The organism is Erwinia sp. INIA01, assembly GCF_025947915.1.
Classification (GTDB): domain Bacteria; phylum Pseudomonadota; class Gammaproteobacteria; order Enterobacterales; family Enterobacteriaceae; genus Erwinia; species Erwinia coffeiphila.
This window is the reverse complement of the sequence record NZ_JAPDNC010000002.1, coordinates 25106-46234: the sequence shown is the minus strand read 5'-3', so window position 1 is coordinate 46234 and position 21129 is coordinate 25106. Positions and strand designations below refer to the sequence as shown.

Below are 21129 nucleotides of genomic sequence, written 5' to 3'. Positions count from 1 at the left end.
AGCCCGTTCAGCAAGCTGGCCGTTATTCAGGGAGAAGTAAGCAAATATGTCTGTCAGCGCGACAGGGCAAACCAGGTACCGTTTCGCCAGTGTCGCTGCCAGATAAACCACAGGCTGATACCGCGCAGCAGCAGGAATACCGTCACCGCCAGCCACAGACCGTGATTGCCCAGCAGCGGAACGGTAAACAGCGTCAGCCCAAAGCCTGCTGCGGCCACCACCATGCTGTTACGCATTTCGCTGGCGCGGGTGGCACCGATAAACATGCCGTCCAGTAGATAGCAGCCTACGCCAGCCAGCGGCATCACCACCTGCCACCATAAATAGCGATCGGCCAGCTCCCGAAGAGGCTCCAGAGAGGTCAGTAGCGCCACAATATGCTCGCCGCCGAAGGCATAAATCAACGAGAACGCCAGCGCAACAACGCCGGACTGGCGGCAGGCCGCATGCCAGACGCTGAGCAGCTGCTGGCTGTTTCCCGCACCAAAGGCTTCTCCCGAACAGGCTTCGACCGCATAGGCGAAGCCGTCAAGCGCGTAGGCGGTGAAGGTCAGAAACATCAGCAGCACCGCATTGACGGCAACAATATCGCTGCCGAGCCGCGCGCCGAAAATCGTCAGTGAGGCAAAGCACACCTGCAACAGCAGAGAACGCAGCATAATGTCGCGGTTCAGCCTCAGCAGGCGGGCCAGATTACCGCGCCATGCACTCAGCAGCAGACGCAGCGACAGGCCACGCATCACCATCACCCGCCACACCAGCAGCAGCCCGACCAGCAGGCTGACGTATTCCGCAATAGCGGTAGCCGCCGCAGCGCCCTGAACGCCCCACTTCAGGCCAATAACAAACCACAGATCCAGCAGGATGTTCACCAGGTTGCCCACCACCAGCAGGATCACCGGCGCACGGGCATACTGTACGCCCAGCAGCCAGCCGAGTAATACCAGGTTTGCCAGCGTGGCGGGCGCGCTGAGCCAGCGGATCTGCATAAACAAATCGGCCTGGTGCAGCACGTCCTTACTGCCGCCGGTCAGCCCCAGCGCCAGATGGGTCAGCGGCGCTTTCAGCACAATAAAGGTGATACCGGCCATCAGCGCCAGCAGCAGCGGCTGCATTAACGCACGGGCCAGAGCGGGTTTGTCGTTTGCGCCAAACGCCTGTGCGGTCAGCCCGGTGGTGCTCATGCGTAAGAACAGCAGCAGCATAAACAGGAAGCTGGTGATAGTCGTACCAATCGCCACGCCGCCGAGGTAGGTCGGGCTATCAAGATGTCCAATAACCGCGGTATCCACCAGACCTAGCAGCGGCACGGTAATATTGGAGAGGATCATCGGCAGCGCCAGCCGCCAGAGATTTTTATCGGCAGCCGTCAGCAGTCGCATCGTGTTTCAACCGGAAGCAGGGAGTGATGAGAGATCGCAAAACGCGCCGCAGAGGGCGACGCGTCATATTCGGTGGGGGATTACAGCCAGTTGCCGTTGCGGATAACACCGACGGCCAGGCCTTCTATGGTCAGCGTCTGCTGACGCAGGTCGACAACAATCGGCTGAAACTCGCTGTTTTCCGGCAGCAGGTGAACGATGTTACCCTGCTTCTTCAGACGCTTAACGGTCACTTCGTCATCAATACGCGCCACAACAACCTGTCCGTTACGCACGTCTTCCGTTTTATGCACCGCCAGCAGATCGCCATCCATAATGCCGATGTCCTTCATCGACATGCCGCTGACGCGCAGCAGGAAGTCCGCATTGGGTTTAAACAGTTCGGGGTCTACCGAGTAGTGGCCTTCGATATGCTGCTCGGCCAGCAGGGGTTCGCCAGCGGCAACGCGGCCGATCAGCGGCAGGCCATCGGCCTCTTCCATCATCAGACGAATACCGCGCGATGCGCCGGAAACGATCTCAATCACGCCTTTTCTGGCCAGCGCTTTCAGGTGTTCTTCTGCAGCATTAGGGGAACGGAAGCCGAGCTGCGAGGCAATTTCTGCCCGCGTCGGTGGCATACCGGTCTGGTTAATGTGGTCGCGAATCAGGTCGTAAACCTGCTGCTGCCTTGCCGTTAGTGCTTTCATCCCGCCCCCTGGTTGTTTATACAGTCGACTGTGAGTATATACAGGTATTTGCGCGTTGGAAACCCAAAGCTGGCTAAAAAACAGCAGTTTGTTGAATTTCGGAAAACCTATCGCAAATGTGCAATCAATAGCATTGCCCACACAAAAATTGCCAATATTATGCTTAATAATACGGCGGCAGATCCCATATCTTTGGCACGCCCGGCCAGCGGATGAATTTCACTGCCGATACGGTCAACCACCGCTTCAATCGCACTATTAAGGATTTCAACAATAATCACCATCACTACGGAGCCAATCAGCAACACGCGGGTCACGGCATCCACATCCAGCCAGCAGGCGATCAGGATGGCGACGATGGCAGCAATCGCTTCCTGCCGGAATGCCGCTTCATGCTGCCAGGCAGCACGTATACCTTTCCAGGAATAACCCGCTGCTTTTACAATTCGAGTCAGTCCGGTGGCGTTATTTGCCATAATCAGGGAACCCTTTGGGAAGTTTAACGTCAATGAGAGGGTGTAGCACATTTTGCAACACCACAGATTCTGTTAGCGCTTTCTGGTATGCTTGCGGCGCTTTGCTAACAAGAGGCTTCATGTTGTCTATGTCAGGTTGGCGTAATTTATATTACAAACTGTTGAATCTGCCAGTGAAATTCCTGGTAAAAAGTAAGGCAATCCCGGCCGAACCGGTTGCCGAGCTTGGGCTTGATACTTCTCGCCCTATTATGTATGTGCTGCCTTATGATTCAAAGGCCGATCTCCTTGCCCTGCGCGAACAGTGCCGCAAACAGGATCTCCCCGATCCTTTGCATCCGCTGGAGATCGACGGCACCGTGCTGCCCCGCTATGTGTTTATCCATGACGGTCCGCGCGTGTTCCCCTATTTCGTACCGAACCTTGAGTCGGTCAAGCTGTTCCATGACTATCTGGACCTGCACCGTAATCATCCCGATCTGGATGTACAGATGGTGCCGGTATCGGTGATGTTTGGCCGTGCGCCGGGGCGCGAAGTACAGGGTGTCGAACAGCCGCATCTGCGGGTGCTGAACGGCATTCAGAAGTTCTTTGCGGTGATCTGGCTGGGTCGCGATAGCTTTGTGCGTTTCTCGCCTATCGTCTCGCTGCGCCGCATGGCGACCGAGCACGGTACCGATAAAACTATCGCACAGAAGCTGGCACGCGTGGCGCGTATGCACTTCGCCCGCCAGCGGCTGGCAGCCGTAGGCCCGCGCCTGCCGGTGCGCCAGGATCTGTTCAACAAGCTTCTGCAGTCCAAGGCAATTGCCAAAGCAGTGGAAGATGAAGCGCGCAGCAAGAAAATTTCCCATGAAAAGGCCCAGCAGAACGCCGTTGAGCTGATGGAAGAGATCGCGGCTAACTTCTCCTATGAAGCAATCCGCCTGACCGATCGCGTGATGGGCTGGACCTGGAGCAAGCTGTATCAGGGCCTGAACGTCAGCGGCGGCGAGCGCGTGCGCCAGCTGGCGCAGGACGGGCATGAGATCGTCTATGTGCCCTGCCACCGCAGCCATATGGACTACCTGCTGCTCTCCTACGTACTTTACCACCAGGGGCTGGTGCCGCCGCATATTGCCGCCGGTATCAACCTGAACTTCTGGCCTGCCGGCCCGATCTTCCGCCGCCTGGGTGCGTTCTTTATTCGCCGTACCTTTAAAGGCAACAAACTTTACTCAACGGTATTCCGTGAATATCTGGGTGAGCTGTTTACCCGCGGCTATTCGGTTGAGTACTTTGTGGAAGGTGGCCGTTCGCGCACCGGACGTCTGCTCGATCCGAAAACCGGCACGCTGTCGATGACCATTCAGGCCATGCTGCGCGGCGGGAACCGCCCAATCACGCTGGTCCCCATCTACATCGGCTATGAACACGTGATGGAAGTAGGGACCTACGCGAAAGAGCTGCGCGGTGCGACCAAAGAGAAAGAAGGCTTTATGTCGATGGTTCGCGGCCTGCGTAAGCTGCGCAACCTCGGCCAGGGCTACGTCAACTTTGGTGAACCTCTGCCGCTGGTCACGTACCTCAACCAGCGCGTGCCGGAATGGCGCGATTCTATCGATCCGATTGAAGCCCAGCGCCCGGCGTGGCTGACTCCGGCGGTCAACGATATTGCCCAGAAAGTGATGGTGCGTATCAACAACGCCGGTGCGGCCAATGCCATCAACCTGTGCGTTACGGCACTGCTGGCATCACGCCAGCGTTCGATGACCCGCGAGCAGCTCACCGAGCAGCTGGATTGTTATCTACAGCTGCTGCGCAATGTGCCCTACTCCAGCGACTCTACGGTGCCGGACGTCAGCGCTGAAGCCCTGCTGGAACATGCGCTTGGCATGAACAAGTTTGAGCTGGAGCAGGACAGTATCGGTGAGATCGTCATTCTGCCGCGCGAGCAGGCGGTTCTGATGACCTACTATCGCAACAACATTCACCACATGCTGGTGATGCCGTCGCTGATCGCCGCCATTCTGATGCAGCATCGCGAACTGAGCCGTGAGGAGCTGCAGCGCCAGGTTAGCGTTATTTATCCGATGCTGAAGAGCGAACTGTTCCTGCGCTGGGAAATCAGCGAACTGCCTGCGGTACTGGATGCGCTGGTCGCCGAAATGGCGCGTCAGGGCCTGCTGCTGGCCGAAGAGAACAGCCTGCGTCTGACCCCGGGCCGCTTCCGTACGCTACAGGTGCTGGCCGCTGGCGTGCGTGAAACCCTGCAGCGCTATGCGATTACCTTCTCTATTCTTAGCGCTAACCCGGCGATTAACCGCGGTACGCTGGAGAAAGAGAGCCGCACCATGGCTCAGCGCCTGTCGGTGCTGCACGGTATCAATGCACCTGAGTTCTTTGATAAAGCCGTGTTTACCTCACTGGTGCTGACGCTGCGCGATGAAGGCTACATCAGTGACTCCGGTGATGCGCAGGTTGAGCAGACCCAGAAGGTTTATCAGCTGCTGGCAGATCTGGTGACGCAGGATGTTCGCATGACGATTGAGAGTGCGGTCGCCCACGACTGATATCACAGACGGGTTTGACACGAAAAAAGGGGCAAACCGCAAGGTTCGCCCCTTTTCTATTATCTGAAAGACTCGTGTGCGCGGCTTACTACTCACCTGTACCCGCCACATAGCGACGCGGAATGATTACCGCTACACCAGCTACCAGATGCTCAGTGCAATCCCGACAAACAGCACCAGCCCAACATAGTTGTTGTTAAGAAACGCCTGGAAGCACTTCTCACGCTGACGGTCGGCAATCAGCTTCTGCTGGTGTACAAACAGTACGGCTGCCAGTAACAGTCCCCAGTAGAAAATGCCGCCTAAACCACTCAACCAACCGGTCAGCGCCAGCAGGGCGAGGGTTGCCAACTGCAGCAGTCCGATAATCAGCTTGTCATGACGCCCAAACAGGATCGCCGTCGACTTCACGCCGATCTTCAGGTCGTCGTCGCGGTCAACCATCGCATACTGCGTGTCGTACGCCACCGTCCAGCAGATATTGGCCAGGAACAGCAGCCAGCAGGTTAACGGCAGGGTTTCGTTCACCGCCGCCCAGCCCATCGGAATAGCCCAGCCGAACGCCGCGCCCAGCACCACCTGCGGCAGGTGGGTGTAACGCTTCATAAACGGATACATCCACGCCAGCAGCAGCCCGCCCAGCGACAGCCAGATGGTCATGCTGTTCATGGTCAGTACCAGCAGGAAGGAAACCAGCAGCAGGCAGACAAACAACACCTTTGCCTCATTGCTGGTAACCGCGCCGCTCGGCAGCGGACGTCCTCGTGTGCGTTTTACATGTCCGTCGATTTTGCGGTCGGCAAAATCATTGACCACGCAGCCCGCCGCACGCATGAAAAATACGCCCAACACGAAGACAATCAGCACGTTAAGCGGCGGCACCTTCATCCCCGCCAGCCACAGCGCCCACAGCGTCGGCCACAGCAGCAGCAGCCAGCCGATAGGATTATCAATCCGCATCAGACGGATATAGGCAGAAAGCTTACTCATTTGTAGACTGGTCTCCACGCTACTGATTCTCCTTAACGTTCGGCCTGGCATACAGGGGAGATGCCGGTAAAAACAGTTCCGTCAGCAGCAACGGTTTATCCGACAGGCGCAGGCGCGAACGCCTTCCCCACAGGTTTCCGCTGCGGCCAACATCAATAAAATCACGGGTTAACGTCGAGCTGGTAAATAAATAGCGCCCGAGCGGCACCGTACCCAGCTGCTGCAGCTTCTGTTCCGGGCCAATCAGGGTCGATTCCGGCACCAGCGTACGTGCCACCAGCCAGGGAATGCCATCGCCGCACAGTTCGATTTCCCGCAGCCAGAAACGGCGGTCAGCGGGCAGCAGTTCGGCATCGCTTCCAGCCTCCTGCGCGGTGATAAATCCTTCGCGCAGCAGATTAACTGTCACCTGCTGACAGTGACGTTCAAAACGCCGGGTCATCGAGTCTTCTTCCATCAGCCAGTCGAGCAGGGAAGCGGTTAACAGGGGCGATGATTCGGGCAGCCAGTCGATAGCGCGCAACAGCGGCAGCGCGTTCTCAGCCATCGCATTTCTCCGCAAAAAAATTCAGAAGCAGAGTGTAACGCAGACACCGGAGCCAAACCTATCAAAGCGGGGCAATTACGCAGAAATTTATAGGTAGCACAGAAGGAAGGAAAAAAGGTGCGCCGCACGGCGCACCAGTCATGGAGCCAGCCCAGCAATATGGGGATGTTATCCCTTGCCTTTCACACTGCTGATAAAGGTTTGCCGCGCCGAAGTGGAGCCCAGACGTTCGGCCTCGTTCATCAGACGCAGCGCTTTGTCGATATCCCCCGCCTTCGCCGCCTGGCGAATGCCCTGGTTGAAGTAGGTTTCGGTGTCGCTGAGCATCGGCTCCGCTTTTGCCGCCGGGGCCGCTGGTGCAGGCGCAGCAGCGACCGCTGCCGGAGCTGCCGTACTGCCAACCACCACCGGTTGCGGCTGTGGCTGGTTGAATACCTGGCCGATCATCACGTTACCGCTACCCTGCTCCGCTTTCACCTTCAGCGTAATCTGGCCGTCAGTGACGTGGCTGGCGATCGGATCGGGAATGGACGGCACGGCGTTACCCACGCCTTCGGCATAGGCCTTCGCCGGATTGGTCAGCTGGGTGGTAGTCGTCAGATCCTGCCGGGTGGTGTACACCAGCAGGTAAATTTGTTTTTGCCCCAGTGCAGGGGTCAGTTTCAGCGTCCCTTCCAGTCTGTCCTGCGAAACCACGCCGGGTTTCTGATACGGGAAGTAGCTGCCGGGATAGAAGGCGGCCGGGCGCATTTGTTCGTCCAGCACCAGCACGTTCGGCACATAGACGCGGCGATCTTTCACCACGCTGGTGAGAGTAATTTCCAGCGAGCCGCGATCGGCTGGCAGGGTCACGGCCGCAACCGGACCGGTAATTTCCCCCTGGTTCAGGCTCTGGGACGAGGCATTTAGCGCAATGTCGTTACTGGCCGGTGGCGTAACGGGCAGCCAGGAGAGCCGCTGCAGCGCGGAGGCCGGAATGGCCGGAGCCACCGCGACGTTCTGTGGCGACGTAAAGGTTGCCGCCGTAGCGGGCAGTATCGATGCGGAAGTCAGCCCCGCGATCAGGCACAGTGACAGCAGATTTTTTTTCATTTTATGTTCCTTAAACGGGCCACCCCGATCCTGCCAGGCAATGCAGTGTCGGGGGTAAAGAGGATCGGGCGGACCTGAGCGGGTCCGCCCGCGACTGGCTGTTACCACCAGGCTTCCATCTGCACACCGAAGCTGACTTCATCGTCGTTGCCGCGGCTGAAGGTTTTGGCACTGGTATCGCTGTAGGCGGTGCCGGAGGTGTAGCCGGTATCGTCAGACGTGGCGTAACCCCACTTCTCATCCCACTTGGCGTAGGTAGCAAACACGCGGATCGCCGGGCGCGACCAGATGCTGTCACCGGCCTGCCACTGCTGGGCCAGGGTCACTTTATACTGGCTGTTGCGCTCGCCGGTTTCCTGCGACTTGACGTTGTCGTAGCCCACTTCCAGCAGGGTGCTCATGATCGGCGTCCATTTGTACATCGGGCGCACGCCGGCGGTGTACCAGGTGGTGCCGTTTTTATTGTCGCGATCCAGGTCCTGGAACATGGCGACGTACATCAGGCCCCACTTGTCGTTAAAGTCCAGCGCACCGTGGTCGATTACGCGAATCATATGGCCGTTGTTATCGATGCTCGAACCTTCTGAGCGACCGTTACGCTGCGAAGTCAGCGCATCGGTGGCGTACTGCACGACAAACTTGTTGTAGCCGTTGTAGATAGTCTGAGTGTGCTCACCGGTCAACATCCAGCCATCTTTAGTGGCCCCGTCCGCCAGCGAATAGCCGTCCTGCACGTTGGCACGACCGTAGTCAACGCCCAGCTCCAGCACGCCGCCCGGGTTCACGTTCAGCTCGGCCACGCGCACGTCGAAGGTGTCGTTAACGGTTGGAACTTGCTTCTGCTGGTTATCGATAAAGCCGTAGGAGCCGCCCGCTTCACCGTTGCGGGTCACCGCCATGGACAGTTTACCCGCGCCCAGATCGATGTTTTCCACACCTGCACCCGGACCGGAAATGTCCCAGTAGTAGAAGTCGATCATATGTACGTCATGACGCTGGTAGAAGCGCTTACCGGCCCACAGGGTAGAACCTGGCAGCCAGTCGATCAGGTTTTTACCCTGAATGTTCACCTCACGAAAGCCCGGGTCGACGCTTTCGAAATCTGAACGCTGAGAAACGGCATACGCCAGGTTGGTATCGAAGTAGAAGCTCTTGTCGCCCTCTTTCCACAGTTCCTGGCCCAGTTTCAGTTCCGCATAGGTTTCACATTCGTTACCCAGACGGTATTTGCTGTTGGCACCGGTAGCCTGAAAACACTGCTGCTCGCCGCCGCTACCGGTCCAGCCGATACCCGAACGCGCATAGCCTTTAAAATCAACCGCTGCCGCCTGGCCGGAGATGGCCATCGCAATGGCCACTGCCAGAGGATATTTCAGCTTAATCATTATTGTGCTCCTGTTATCACTGCTTTAGCTGGAGTGCTTCTACACCCGGTTCCTGATGCAGCCGACGGCAGGCGCTTCCATCTTCACGGAACAGATGGCAGCGCTGCGGCGGCAGGCCGATGGCGTAATGGGCACCTTCTTCTACCAGCACCACGTCATTCTGGCGGTACACCAGGTTCTGACGCAGAGCGGGGATCTGGATATGGATCTGAGTCTCGTGGCCAAGCTGTTCGACAACCTGCACCACGCCGGAAAGACTGACGTCGGCCACCTCGCTGGGCAGCAGATGCTCGGGGCGAATGCCGAGCGACATATTGCTGCCGGGCAGGACGCCAGCGCTGTCTACCGGCAGCCAGATCTGCTGGCGATTCGGCAGCTCAACCTGGACCTGATCGATAGCGGTAGCGGTCACTTTGACCGGCAGGAAATTCATCTTTGGCGAGCCGATAAAACCGGCGACGAAGCGATTGGCGGGATAGTGATAAAGCTCCAGCGGTTTACCGACCTGAGCAATGCGTCCCCCTTCCAGCACCACGATTTTGTCGGCAAGGGTCATCGCCTCGACCTGATCGTGGGTAACGTAAATCATCGTGCGCTGCAGGCGCTTGTGCAGGCGGGAGATCTCGATGCGCATCTGCACACGCAGTGCGGCGTCCAGGTTCGATAGCGGTTCATCGAGCAGAAATACCTGCGGCTCGGCGACCAGCGTACGACCAATCGCCACGCGCTGCCGCTGACCGCCGGAGAGCGCCTTCGGCTGCCGGTCCAGCAGGTGAGCCAGCTGCAGCACTTCGGCGACTTTATTCACCCGCTGCTGGATTTCGGCTTTCGCCACCCCGGCCAGCTTGAGGCCGAAGGACATATTTTCCGCCACGGTAAGATGGGGATAGAGGGCGTAGGACTGGAACACCATGCCAACACCGCGACCGGCGGGAGGCACATCATTCATCCGGCGATCGCCGATCAGCAGCTCGCCCGAGGTGATCTCTTCCAGCCCGGCAATCATGCGTAGCAGCGTTGATTTACCGCAGCCCGACGGCCCCACGAACACCACGAACTCCCCTTCGGCAATCGTCAGGTCAATCGCATCTGATACCACCACGTCACCCCATGCTTTGGTGACATTATTCAGCACCACGCTGGCCATCCGCTTCTCCCGTCCACTGACTGTTGATGGCCGGAGTGTGCGGCAGCGCGCGGAAAGCTAACTCCTCCACCGCTGGATTTTTTATGGGGGAGGAGAAAGGAGGATGAGAAAAACGCACCCGACATCAACCATCGAGTCGGCGGGCGAATTTCGTGACGGCACTGGCAAAAATAACGGCTGTTTTTTGTGGCCGGTAACGCAGAAATGGATTTTTTGTTAATTCGATCACAGAAAGTGATTGGGGGGAGTAGAGCCGGGGATGACGCAGTTCTCCTTGCTTAACAGCAGACTGCAACCACATCCCGGCTTCATACCCTTAGAGGAACGAATAATGGCGAAGTTCAGATTAGCGAGTAAAACACTGCTGCTGTGTACCCTTTCCAGCCTGTTGCTCCCTGCGCTGGCGCAGGCAAAAATAGAAGAAGGCAAGCTGGTTATCTGGATCAACGGCGACAAAGGTTATAACGGCCTGGCGGAAGTCGGTAAGAAATTTGAACAGGATACCGGCATTAAAGTGTCGGTGGAGCACCCGGACAAACTGGAAGAGAAATACCCGCAGGTGGCGGCCACCGGTGACGGTCCGGATATTATCTTCTGGGCGCACGATCGCTTCGGCGGCTATGCCCAGTCCGGTCTGCTGGCCGAAGTGTCCCCGGATAAAGCCTTCCAGGACAAGCTCTATCCCTTCACCTGGGACGCCGTACGCTATAACGGCAAACTGATTGGTTATCCGATTGCCGCTGAAGCGCTGTCGCTGATTTATAACAAGGACCTGCTGCCCGAGCCGCCAAAAACCTGGGAAGAGATCCCGGCGCTGGATAAAAAGCTGAAGGCCAAAGGCAAAAGCGCCATCATGTTTAACCTCCAGGAGCCGTACTTCACCTGGCCGCTCACCGCCGCCAATGGCGGTTACGCCTTTAAGAAACTCCCCGACGGCAGCTATGACCTGAAGGATGTTGGCGTGGCAAACAAAGGCTCGCAGGAAGGTTTGCAGTTCCTCGTCGATCTGATTAAGAACAAACATCTGAATGCCGATACCGATTTTGCCATTGCCGAAGCCGCTTTCAACAAGGGCGAAACCGCGATGACCATTAACGGTCCGTGGGCATGGGGCAATATCGACAGCGCGAAGATCAACTACGGCGTTACCCTGCTGCCGACCTTTAAAGGCCAGCCGTCGAAACCGTTCGTTGGCGTGCTGAGCGCGGGCATTAACGCCGCCAGCCCGAATAAAGAGCTGGCGAAAGAGTTCCTGGAAAACTACCTGCTGACCGATGACGGCCTGGCGAAGGTCAATGCCGATAAACCGCTGGGCGCGGTGGCGCTGAAGTCGATGCAGGAGAAGCTGGCAAAAGATCCGAAGATCGCCGCCACTATGGAGAACTCGCAGAAGGGTGAAGTGATGCCAAACGTGCCGCAGATGAGCGCCTTCTGGTATGCGGAACGCACCGCGGTGCTGAATGCGATCAACGGCCGTCAGACGGTCGATGCCGCGCTGAAAGACGCCCAGGCACGTATCACTAAATAATCCCCGTTGTCTGCCAGGCGGGCGGAAGCGCCCGCCGCTGCTGTAAGGAATTTCTATGGCGAACGTTGCCGGTAAGCATGGCCTGAAGTGGCTGATCGTTACCCTGTTTGCGCTGTTTACCGGCTACCTCGTGGTGCTGATGTATGCGCAGGGTGAAGTGTTGTTCGCCGCGCTGACGCTGATTGTACTCAGCGTTGGGCTGGTGATTTTTGCTCAGCGTCGGGCCACGGCCTGGCGTTATGTCTATCCGGGGCTGGCAGGGATGGCGCTGTTTGTCCTCTTCCCGCTGGCGGCGACCATCGCCATCTCCTTTACCAACTACAGTAGTACCAATCAGCTGACCTTTGAACGGGCGCAGACGGTGCTACTGGACCGCCAGTATCAGGCGGGAGAACGCTATAACTTCAATCTGTGGCCGCAGGGCAGCCAGTGGATCCTGCAGCTGACCGCCGACGGCAAGCCCGGCTATCTCTCCGAACCGTTCAGTTTTGACGATAAAAATCCACAAACCCTGGCGCTGAAAGAGAGCGCTGAAGTCCCGCAGGGCGAGCGCGCCATGCTGCGCGTGGTGACGCAAAACCGCCAGGCGCTGGGGCTAATTACCGCCACGCTGCCCGACGGCAGCAGCGTACGTATGAGCTCGCTGCGTCAGTTCTCCGGTACACAGCCGCTGTATAAGCTGGCGGCGGACGGCAGCCTGACCAATCAGCAAACCGGCACGGTTTACTGGCCGAACGATGAGGTTGGTTTCTATCAGGCGAAGGATGCTAACCAGCAGTGGAGCGGCGAACGTCTCAGTCCGGGCTATACGGTAAGCATCGGCTGGAAAAACTTCCTGCGGGTGATGACCGACGATGGCATCCAGAAGCCGTTTATCGGCATCTTTATCTGGACGGTGGTATTCGCACTGCTGACGGTGATCCTGACCACCGCTGTCGGGATGGTGCTGGCCTGTCTGATGCAGTGGGAGGCATTGAAGGGGCGCGCGGTTTATCGCCTGCTGCTGATCCTGCCCTACGCGGTGCCGGCCTTTATCTCTATCCTGATTTTCAAGGGGCTGTTTAACCAAAGCTTCGGCGAAATCAATATCATGCTTAACGCCCTGTTTGGCCTGAAGCCGGCCTGGTTCAGCGACCCGACGCTGGCACGCAGCATGCTGGTGGTGGTCAATACCTGGCTTGGTTATCCGTACATGATGATCCTCTGTATGGGGCTGCTGAAGGCGATACCGGACGATCTTTACGAGGCATCGGCGCTCGATGGTGCCACCACGGTGCAGAATTTCTTCCGCATCACGCTGCCGCTGCTGCTGAAGCCGCTGGCGCCGCTGATGATCGCCAGCTTTGCCTTTAACTTTAATAACTTCGTGCTGATCCAGCTGCTGACCAACGGCGGGCCGGACCGTCTTGGCACCACCACGCCAGCGGGCTATACCGACCTGCTGGTCAGCTATACCTGGCGCATCGCCTTCGAGGGCGGCGGCGGGCAGGACTTCGGCCTGGCGGCGGCGATTGCCACGCTGATTTTCCTGCTGGTAGGCGGACTGGCCGTGCTGAATCTGAAAGCCACCCGCATCAAAGTCGACTGAGGTAAAACATGGCTATCGTACAACCTAAATCACAGAAGCTGCGCCTGCTGCTCAGCCATCTGCTGCTGCTGAGCTTTGTGGCCATCATTATGTATCCGCTGCTGATGGTGCTGGCCATCTCGCTGCGCCCGGGCAACTACGCCATTGGCTCGCTGCTGCCGGAGCATATTTCCTGGGACCACTGGAAGCTGGCGCTCGGCATCCCGGTGGTACATGAAAACGGCAGCGTAACGCCGCCGCCGTTTCCTGTGCTGCTGTGGCTGTGGAACTCAATTAAGGTAGCGGCCATCAGTGCGGTGGGCATCGTCGCCCTCTCCACCACCTGCGCCTATGCCTTTGCCCGCATGCGCTTTCGCGGCAAGTCCAGCCTGCTGAAGGGAATGCTGATTTTCCAGATGTTCCCGGCGGTGCTGTCGCTGGTGGCGCTCTATGCGCTGTTCGACAGGCTGGGGCAGTATCTGCCGTTTATCGGGCTGAATACCCACGCGGGACTGATCTTCGCCTATCTCGGCGGCATTGCGCTGCACGTGTGGACGATTAAGGGCTATTTCGAAACCATTGACGGTTCGCTGGAAGAGGCGGCGGCGCTGGACGGTGCCACGCCGTGGCAGGCGTTCCGCCTGATCCTGCTGCCGCTGTCGGTGCCGATTCTGGCGGTGGTGTTTATTCTGTCGTTTATCGCCGCAGTCACCGAGGTGCCGGTGGCATCGCTGCTGCTGCGCGACGTAAACAGCTACACGCTGGCGGTGGGAATGCAGCAGTATCTCAATCCGCAGAACTATTTATGGGGTGATTTTGCTGCGGCCGCCGTGCTGTCGGCGCTGCCGATTACTCTGGTATTTATCATCGCCCAGCGCTGGCTGGTTAACGGTTTGACCGCCGGGGGCGTGAAGGGCTAGTCCGATTTATTTGCCACTGCTGCTGTTCTTGCTTCGTTATATCCTGTGTTTCAGGCGGCCAAACGGCCGCCTGTTTTTTTATTCGCGCTTCAGGCGATTGCTGTTCGCCAGCCACAGGGTAATCACCAGAATCAGGATCGCCAGGCAGTAGGCCAGGGTATCAAACGGGTTTTTATGGTCAACGATGATCAGGCGGATAATCGCAGTAATACCGATATAGACAAAGTAGCGCAGCGGAAAATGGTAGCCCGACTGGAAGTACTTCACGATCAGCGCGATAAATTCGAAATAGAGAAAATAGATCACAATGCCTTCAATCAGCAGATACGAAGACGTCTGCTCCCCGGTGTTCAGCAGGACGTTCGCCAGGTGAATCGTCTCCTTACCGAGAAAGATCACCAGGATAACGGCCAGCGCAATCAGACCGGTGTTCAGCACCATCTGCAGGGCAAAGGCCAGGCGGGTGGCCGGAGTATTTTTTACGGGGGGAGTCATGTTCACACCTCTAAATGATTGTTATCTGTCGGGCTGCCCGACTTTTTAACAATATGCTTTAGCGTGACTCAGATCACAAGATACCAGGATCTTGATTCTGTAACAGCGTTTATTCCTGAAAAAGAAAAAGGGCCGATTACCGGCCCTTTAGCGACTGCGTGTGCAACTAGTGGAAGTTGCGATCGCGATCGGTGGTCATATCGTACAGCTCGTACTTACGTCCCAGCTGCTGGCCGCCGTCACGCGTCAACGGTGTCCAGTTGATATTCGCGCGGCTGCGGGTTGGACGGATGCTGAACAGATCCATCGGCACCGAGATATAGAAGCCCTTGGTGAAGTCACCCTCGCCGTAGTCTTCTGACGATACGTTGGTCTTGGTGGCGTAGACGCCCGCTCTGACGCCGCTGTCGAACTGTTTGGAAACATCCAGCGTCACGCCTTTATCCTCGGCGAGGTACTGGCCAACGCTGGCTTTCACCAGCACTTGATCCATAAACGTTGGCTGCCAGTAAACGGTGAGGTTGCCGACTTTCGCACTGTAGTCGGTAAACTTCATCATATTGTCCCAGTCACGCTGCTTAACGTAGTTGGCATCCACGCCCACCGCCCAGTTGGAGTCCAGAGGACGATACAGCAGCTCACCACCGGCACCGCCGAACATAGTTTCCAGATAACCACCGTACACCTGGCCGTAGAAATCACCGCCCAGGTAGTGCATGTAGTTAGCCTGCAGGTTGTTCACGTAAACGTCGTTTTCAACGTACTGACGAATCTGGGTACGTACGCGAGGCAGAGGTGAATTTCCACCAGACTTCGTATAGTTGAATCTGTCGTAGTTATTCGCCACGTTAAAGAACAGGCTGCCGTCGAGCAGCAGGTGGTCGGTGACCCACAGATTGGCGCCGGCAGAGACCCCGATCTGATACATATAGAAGCTTTCCGGTCCACCAAACGACTGGTTAAGCACCGGTGACAGGCTGTAGTCAAAGCGACGACCGTCGATAAAGTAGCCCTGCTCGGTGCGCTCCGGCGCAACCGGGTTGATTCGCTGCTGCTGCAGCGTCTCTTCACGGCCCAGCGGGTAGCCTTCCAGCTGACGCTGCAGGCTGGCGACGTCGGTTTTGGTGGTCACCTGCGGCATATGATAGCGCTGTTCGGTCAGCTCAATGGTCTTCACGCCTTCCGGCAGATGATTGGCCAAAATGACGTTAGCGCGTTCAACCGCCTCCTGGTTATCACGGTATTTGGTCTGCTCACCGCTGGCGTACAGCGTATCGCCCTTCAGCTGAATATGCGGTGCTTCAAAGCCGGCGTTGTACTTCAGGTCGGTCAGCTGGCTGGCGGTTACCGTCGAGTCGAGGAAGCGGCCCTGCGGCTGCGGATCGTAAGCTTTCTTCGGCGTATCAAGGTGCGGCTGAGTCAGCTCGTTAAAGTTGGTACGTAGAGTGAAGCCGGCCATAAAGGTATTGCCGCGCTCGTAGCTGACGTTAACGTCCGCCCAGTCGGTAATCCGGTAGATGGCGCCGACGTTAACCTTGCTTCTCTGCTCCAGCTTGCCGGCAAAGTCGCCCTGATAGTCGTTACCTTCATACTCCATTTTCAGGCGCAGAGGCTGCCACGGCGTCTGGTATTCAATGCCGCCGAACACCGCCATCGGGCCTTTAAAGGAATCGCCCAGGCTTAACGCGCCCGGCGTACGATTGCCGTCGGAACGGTAACAGTATTTTTCACTGGCTTTACAGAACGGGTTGGTGACGTTGCCGCTGTTGCCGAGGTAGCCCCAGCCAACGCCGAGCGTGAAATCAAACGGCCCCCAGGCCTTGGTGCCCACCACGTATTCGCTGTCAAACAGGCCGGTACCGCCAATATCGCGTTTCCCGACAGACACTTCCGGCAGCCAGAAGCCCTCTTCCCACAGGCGCAGCTTCAGATCGAAGGCTTTATCTTTATAGGTCTGATTGCCGCTGAAGTCTTCGTACGAGCTGTATTTACGGGTACGCACGTCGGTATAGCGGATGGTCGTTTCCAGCCACGGGAACAGCTGCAGCGAGGTGGAGTAAAAGCGGTACTGGTCGTTATAGCGATAGTTCAGGCTGAACTCGCCCTCTTTAGCCATACGCGCCGTCGGCACCTGCAGCAGGCCAATGCCGCCGAAGTCGGACTGTGAAGGCCCAACCGGTTCGGGATAGGAAGCCGCCTGAACCTGGCAGGCACAGGCGACGGAAAATGAAAGCAGGCTGAGAAGATAACGTTTTTTCATCAGTCAGGGATCCGGTGCGTCAAAACAGAAACGATCTGCTGGTTAAGGTCGGCAAGGTCGCTCGGCAGCGCCCAGGATGAGAAACCAATAAAGATAGTGCTGCCCGCCGCCAGCTCGACGTGGCGGCGATTCCAGTAGGCAACGGGAACCTCAGTCACCTCGCCCGAAGGTGAGATAACCAGCGCCACATTGCGCTCTGCGCCGCTCTGATGGGCGCGCGATTCGAGGTAATCCGCCACCGGACGTCCGGCAACCCACGGCGTAGTGCCCGCGCCATCAACGGCACCGGCCAGTCTGACCGAGGTGGGTTTGGCGACGGTATAAACGCTGTACTCTCCCGCCAGGCGACGATTGGCCTGTGGCCGGGTGCGTACCCAGTCAGGATCGAGGTTCACCAACTGGCGACCGGTCACCTTCAGCGAGGCAATCTGCTGGCGGACATTTTCAACCACCGCGGCTTCTGCCAGATCGTTATCGCTGCGCAGGTTATCGCGCCATGCCTGTAAGCGAGCGACCACCTCCTGCTGCTGACGCAGTGCGACCGCCGTGGCCAGCTTTTCACCGATTACCGTACCGGGCCACCAGGTTTTTCCCTGTAGCGCCGGACTGGATACCAGCTGCGCCAGATTTTCCACGTGGCTGACGACGGCAGTTTGCGACTGCCCCGGGTAAAACACCGTGACCTGGCTGTCCGCCAGTGCCTGCAGCGACAGCGATGCCACTATCCCTGCGAGAAGAGTTGTGATTTTTTTCATGATTTCGCAGGCTTCAGAATAGTGGTTGCCACAGGGAAGTAGTCCGCTCCCAACATTTGCACGGCCTGGCGGACCTGTCCGCTGGAGGTATCCACCCAGAAGGTATTGCGCCAGGTTTTACCACTCTCCGTCAGCTCGACCTCTTCCTGCCAGACGCGGCAGGCAACCTGACGGCCGCCCAGCTGCAGGACTTCATCTTTCAGACGAGTGAAGTGGGAGACCGCAGTACCGGTACGCAGCTGGCCTTTTTCCGTCCAGCTGAGCACACGTGTCCAGCTGGTGCCGTCCGTCAGGCGCAGCGCATCGCGCAGCGGATCCTGTTGCAGATTGGTCACCTCATTGAGGTTATCCGCCAGACCCAGGGTTTTCACCAGACGACCATTTTCCGTCACCACCGTTGCGTGGTCCTGGGTGATCCATTTCTGCTGGCCATTCTCGTTAAAGCCCATCACAACGAAGATCTGCTGACCGCCGTTAAGGCGCAGATACATACTGGCGTAGGGGATATTGGCGATCTGTTGATTGGTTAACTGGATGTCGTCTTCGCCGAGAAAAGCCAGCTTGAAGGTTTCACCCAATCCCTTTTGAGTTTGTGTACAGGCCTGAAGCAACAGGCAAAGCAGCAGCAATGGTAGGTTTCGCACCAGTGGGATCCCTGAGCTAAAGAAAGCAATGTGAAAATAACCACACTTTCGTGTGGTTATGATTAATGGTGGTACTTAGCGAGTGGTGCTGGTGGTCGTGGTGGTCGTGGTTCCAGTGTTGGAACCATCGCCGCCGCCTGACGCAGCCAGCGCAACGCCTGCAAACGCCGCTACCGCACCGATACCGATGGCAGTAGACGCGCCCGCAGACAGTGCTGCTGCTTCAGTACCAGCGGCAGCGCCGTCAGTAGAAGCAGAAGATCCTGCGACATCGCCAGGAGCGGCGAAAGCAGCTGAAGCGGTTGCTAAGTACAGTATGGCTGCAGTAGCACATAAGACTTTTTTCATTACACTTTCCCTTCACTAATGAATGGACACCAGGGCCTGGATGGTTCCTGGCATCTTCATTATGGGGAAATAACTCCCAGAAATCAGCGCCCCTTCCAGGTATTGAAAAAATAGTTTTTTACACTTGGATTACATTTAAAAAGATATTTTCAATTATGCGACACGCCATCAAGCGAATATCACAGAATATAATTCTGGTTTGTAGTAAAAATCAGCATTATGCCGTTAAAACACGCGCATAGTGTAATATCGTATTTTCAAACACGACAAAGAGAAACAAAAATGTTTGAAATCATAACGTTATTGTCATTTTTTTCTTATGTAATTCAGTGAAATAATAGATTTTCGCTCGATTTTTTTAGGATTAATCTCACCCACCAAAGATGAACTTTCAGTGTTTTCAGGAAAAACCTCAGGGTAGATGAGAGGCAAAAGTCGAGGTTGTCGGCGTCCCGGGTGGATATGGCAACAATGCCGGCGCAGAGCAGGCTGGCGATAAGCAATAAAAAAACCCCCGGATAATCGGGGGTTTCAGCTCGCAGGGCGAAAGATTAACGCCAGGATTTATAGCGGTTAATCAGGCCATTAGTCGAACTGTCGTGGCTGTTGACGTCTTTACCATCTTCCAGCTCTGGCAGAATACGGTTCGCCAGCTGTTTACCCAGCTCCACGCCCCACTGATCGAAGCTGAAGATGTTCAGGATAGCGCCCTGAGTAAAGATCTTGTGCTCATACAGGGCAATTAGCGCACCCAGGCTGTACGGGGTGATTTCGCGCAGCAGGATGGAGTTGGTTGGGCGGTTACCTTCAAACACTTTGAACGGAACCACATGCTCAACGGCGCTGGCGGCTTTACCGGCATCGGCGAACTCTTTCTCCACCACATCACGCGACTTACCAAACGCCAGCGCTTCGGTCTGTGCAAAGAAGTTAGACAGCAGCTTGCTGTGATGATCGCCCAGTTTGTTATGCGAGATCGCCGGAGCGATAAAGTCACATGGAACAATCTTGGTGCCCTGGTGGATCAGCTGGTAGAACGCGTGCTGGCCGTTGGTGCCCGGTTCGCCCCAGATGATTGGGCCGGTCTGGTAGGAAACCGGGTTACCGCTGCGGTCAACGTACTTACCGTTGGACTCCATATTGCCCTGCTGGAAGTAGGCAGCAAAACGGTGCATATACTGGTCGTACGGCAGAATCGCTTCGGTTTCAGCGCCGAAGAAGTTGTTATACCAGATACCAATCAGCGCCAGCAGCACCGGCAGGTTTTTCTCCACTGGCGTATCGGCGAAGTGGCGGTCCATAGCGTGCGCGCCGCTCAGCAGCTTCTCAAAGTTATCGAAGCCGATGGACAGCACGATCGACAGGCCGATCGCCGACCACAGTGAGTAGCGTCCGCCAACCCAGTCCCAGAACTCAAACATGTTGTCGGTATCAATACCGAACTCCGCCACCGCTTTACCGTTGGTAGACAGCGCCGCGAAGTGCTTCGCCACGTCGCCCTGCTCACCGGAGGTCAGGAACCAGTCGCGCGCGCTATGGGCGTTGGTCATGGTTTCCTGAGTAGTGAAGGTTTTAGACGCCACGAGGAACAGGGTGGTTTCCGGGCTCAGGCCTTTAAGCGTTTCGGCGATATGCGTGCCGTCCACGTTGGAAACGAAGTGCATGGTCAGATGATTTTTATACGGACGCAGCGCTTCGGTCGCCATAAATGGCCCCAGGTCAGAACCGCCGATGCCGATATTCACCACGTCGGTGATCGCTTTACCGGTGAAGCCTTTCCACTCGCCGCTAATAATGCGTTCGGAGAAGCTTTTCATCTTCGCCAGCACCGCGTTCACTTCCGGCATCACATCTTTGCCATCTACCACGATCGGGGTGTTGCTGCGGTTACGCAGGGCAACGTGCAGTACGGCGCGATCTTCGGTGCGGTTGATTTTCTCACCGGAGAACATCGATTTGATCGCGTCCTGCAGTTCGGTTTCTTTTGCCAGCGCCTGCAGCTTGCTGAGCGTTTCAGCGGTAATGCGGTTCTTGGAGAAGTCGACCAGCATCTGGTCGTCAAAGGTAGCGGAAAACGCGGCAAACCGGTTGTTGTCCCTGGCGAAAAGGTCAGCAATCTGAACGTCTTTCATTTGTTCAAAATGCTGCTGCAGTGCCTGCCAGGCAGCGGTTTGTGTCGGATTGATATTTTTCATAGCAACACACTCTTTTTATTTAAGAATCGTAAATCAGACCGGACAACATCGTACCTGTTTGCGGGGATCGACTCCCCCTTTTCCTGTAACAGGTTTCGGCTATCAACAGCGGAAAAACTGCGGTTTGCCCGGGCGCTATTTCGCATTCTGTCGGTGA

18 protein-coding genes are annotated in these 21129 nt (G+C 56.9%); 4 read left to right on the top strand and 14 right to left on the bottom strand.

Going from position 1 to position 21129, the window contains the following annotated elements; all coding sequences use genetic code 11:
- Positions 1–53: 53 nt before the first annotated feature.
- From dinF to OMR58_RS02140, 3 genes are all read right to left on the bottom strand, one after another.
- Positions 54–1382, bottom strand: a complete 1329-nt coding sequence (dinF, locus tag OMR58_RS02150; protein ID WP_264545176.1) for an MATE family efflux transporter DinF — start codon at positions 1380–1382, stop codon at positions 54–56.
- A gap of 80 nt (positions 1383–1462) precedes the next feature.
- The gene (gene lexA / locus OMR58_RS02145) at positions 1463–2071 is read right to left on the bottom strand and encodes a transcriptional repressor LexA (protein WP_264545175.1); all 609 of its coding nucleotides are present in this window, start codon (positions 2069–2071) and stop codon (positions 1463–1465) included.
- Positions 2072–2178: 107 nt separating this feature from the next.
- Complete coding sequence (locus tag OMR58_RS02140) at positions 2179–2547, bottom strand: diacylglycerol kinase (protein ID WP_264545174.1); 369 nt, start codon at positions 2545–2547, stop codon at positions 2179–2181.
- A gap of 128 nt (positions 2548–2675) precedes the next feature.
- Between OMR58_RS02140 and plsB the strand changes: the two genes are divergently transcribed.
- Complete coding sequence (plsB, locus tag OMR58_RS02135; protein WP_264545416.1) at positions 2676–5099, top strand: glycerol-3-phosphate 1-O-acyltransferase PlsB; 2424 nt, start codon at positions 2676–2678, stop codon at positions 5097–5099.
- Between the two features lie 141 nt (positions 5100–5240).
- Here plsB and ubiA read toward each other — a convergent pair whose 3' ends face one another.
- The 5 genes from ubiA to malK form a co-directional block, all read right to left on the bottom strand.
- Positions 5241–6089: a 4-hydroxybenzoate octaprenyltransferase gene (gene ubiA, locus OMR58_RS02130; RefSeq protein ID WP_444861292.1), complete on the bottom strand. Its 849-nt coding sequence runs from the start codon at positions 6087–6089 to the stop codon at positions 5241–5243.
- A 19-nt stretch (positions 6090–6108) separates the two neighbouring features.
- Positions 6109–6636 carry a chorismate lyase gene (ubiC, locus tag OMR58_RS02125; protein WP_264545172.1) on the bottom strand — a complete coding sequence of 176 codons (528 nt, stop codon included), beginning with the start codon at positions 6634–6636 and terminating at the stop codon, positions 6109–6111.
- A gap of 168 nt (positions 6637–6804) precedes the next feature.
- On the bottom strand, positions 6805–7728 hold the full coding sequence (gene malM, locus OMR58_RS02120; RefSeq protein WP_200543028.1) for a maltose operon protein MalM: 924 nt from the start codon (positions 7726–7728) through the stop codon (positions 6805–6807).
- A 101-nt stretch (positions 7729–7829) separates the two neighbouring features.
- Complete coding sequence (locus OMR58_RS02115) at positions 7830–9113, bottom strand: maltoporin (RefSeq protein ID WP_105592308.1); 1284 nt, start codon at positions 9111–9113, stop codon at positions 7830–7832.
- Between the two features lie 16 nt (positions 9114–9129).
- On the bottom strand, positions 9130–10260 hold the full coding sequence (malK, locus tag OMR58_RS02110; protein WP_105592309.1) for a maltose/maltodextrin ABC transporter ATP-binding protein MalK: 1131 nt from the start codon (positions 10258–10260) through the stop codon (positions 9130–9132).
- A gap of 331 nt (positions 10261–10591) precedes the next feature.
- On the opposite strand from malK, the gene malE reads away from it, so the two are divergent.
- Genes malE through malG form a run of 3 tightly spaced genes read left to right on the top strand, consistent with a single transcriptional unit; the run spans position 10592 to position 14275 of the window.
- Positions 10592–11788 (top strand): maltose/maltodextrin ABC transporter substrate-binding protein MalE, encoded by a 1197-nt coding sequence (gene malE / locus OMR58_RS02105; protein WP_105592310.1) that lies wholly within the window; start codon positions 10592–10594, stop codon positions 11786–11788.
- 55 nt (positions 11789–11843) lie between these two features.
- A complete protein-coding gene (malF, locus tag OMR58_RS02100; protein WP_264545171.1) occupies positions 11844–13376 on the top strand; it encodes a maltose ABC transporter permease MalF in 1533 nt (510 codons plus the stop codon).
- Positions 13377–13384: 8 nt separating this feature from the next.
- Entirely contained in the window at positions 13385–14275 is an 891-nt protein-coding gene (gene malG, locus OMR58_RS02095; protein WP_105592312.1) for a maltose ABC transporter permease MalG, read from the top strand.
- Positions 14276–14353: 78 nt separating this feature from the next.
- On the opposite strand, the gene psiE is transcribed toward malG, so the two are convergent.
- The 6 genes from psiE to pgi all read right to left on the bottom strand — a co-directional run bounded on the left by psiE (position 14354) and on the right by pgi (position 20972).
- Positions 14354–14770 (bottom strand): phosphate-starvation-inducible protein PsiE, encoded by a 417-nt coding sequence (gene psiE, locus OMR58_RS02090; protein WP_264545170.1) that lies wholly within the window; start codon positions 14768–14770, stop codon positions 14354–14356.
- 166 nt (positions 14771–14936) lie between these two features.
- On the bottom strand, positions 14937–17030 hold the full coding sequence (locus OMR58_RS02085) for a YjbH domain-containing protein (RefSeq protein ID WP_264545169.1): 2094 nt from the start codon (positions 17028–17030) through the stop codon (positions 14937–14939).
- A complete protein-coding gene (locus OMR58_RS02080; protein WP_264545168.1) occupies positions 17030–17785 on the bottom strand; it encodes a capsule biosynthesis GfcC family protein in 756 nt (251 codons plus the stop codon). The genes OMR58_RS02085 and OMR58_RS02080 overlap by 1 nt, the downstream gene beginning before the upstream one ends.
- Entirely contained in the window at positions 17782–18429 is a 648-nt protein-coding gene (locus OMR58_RS02075) for a YjbF family lipoprotein (protein ID WP_264545167.1), read from the bottom strand. Before OMR58_RS02075 ends, OMR58_RS02080 begins: the two co-directional genes overlap by 4 nt.
- A gap of 75 nt (positions 18430–18504) precedes the next feature.
- Positions 18505–18777 carry an exopolysaccharide production protein YjbE gene (gene yjbE, locus OMR58_RS02070; protein WP_264545166.1) on the bottom strand — a complete coding sequence of 91 codons (273 nt, stop codon included), beginning with the start codon at positions 18775–18777 and terminating at the stop codon, positions 18505–18507.
- Between the two features lie 551 nt (positions 18778–19328).
- Complete coding sequence (gene pgi / locus OMR58_RS02065) at positions 19329–20972, bottom strand: glucose-6-phosphate isomerase (RefSeq protein ID WP_200561667.1); 1644 nt, start codon at positions 20970–20972, stop codon at positions 19329–19331.
- Between the last annotated feature and the right edge of the window lie 157 nt (positions 20973–21129).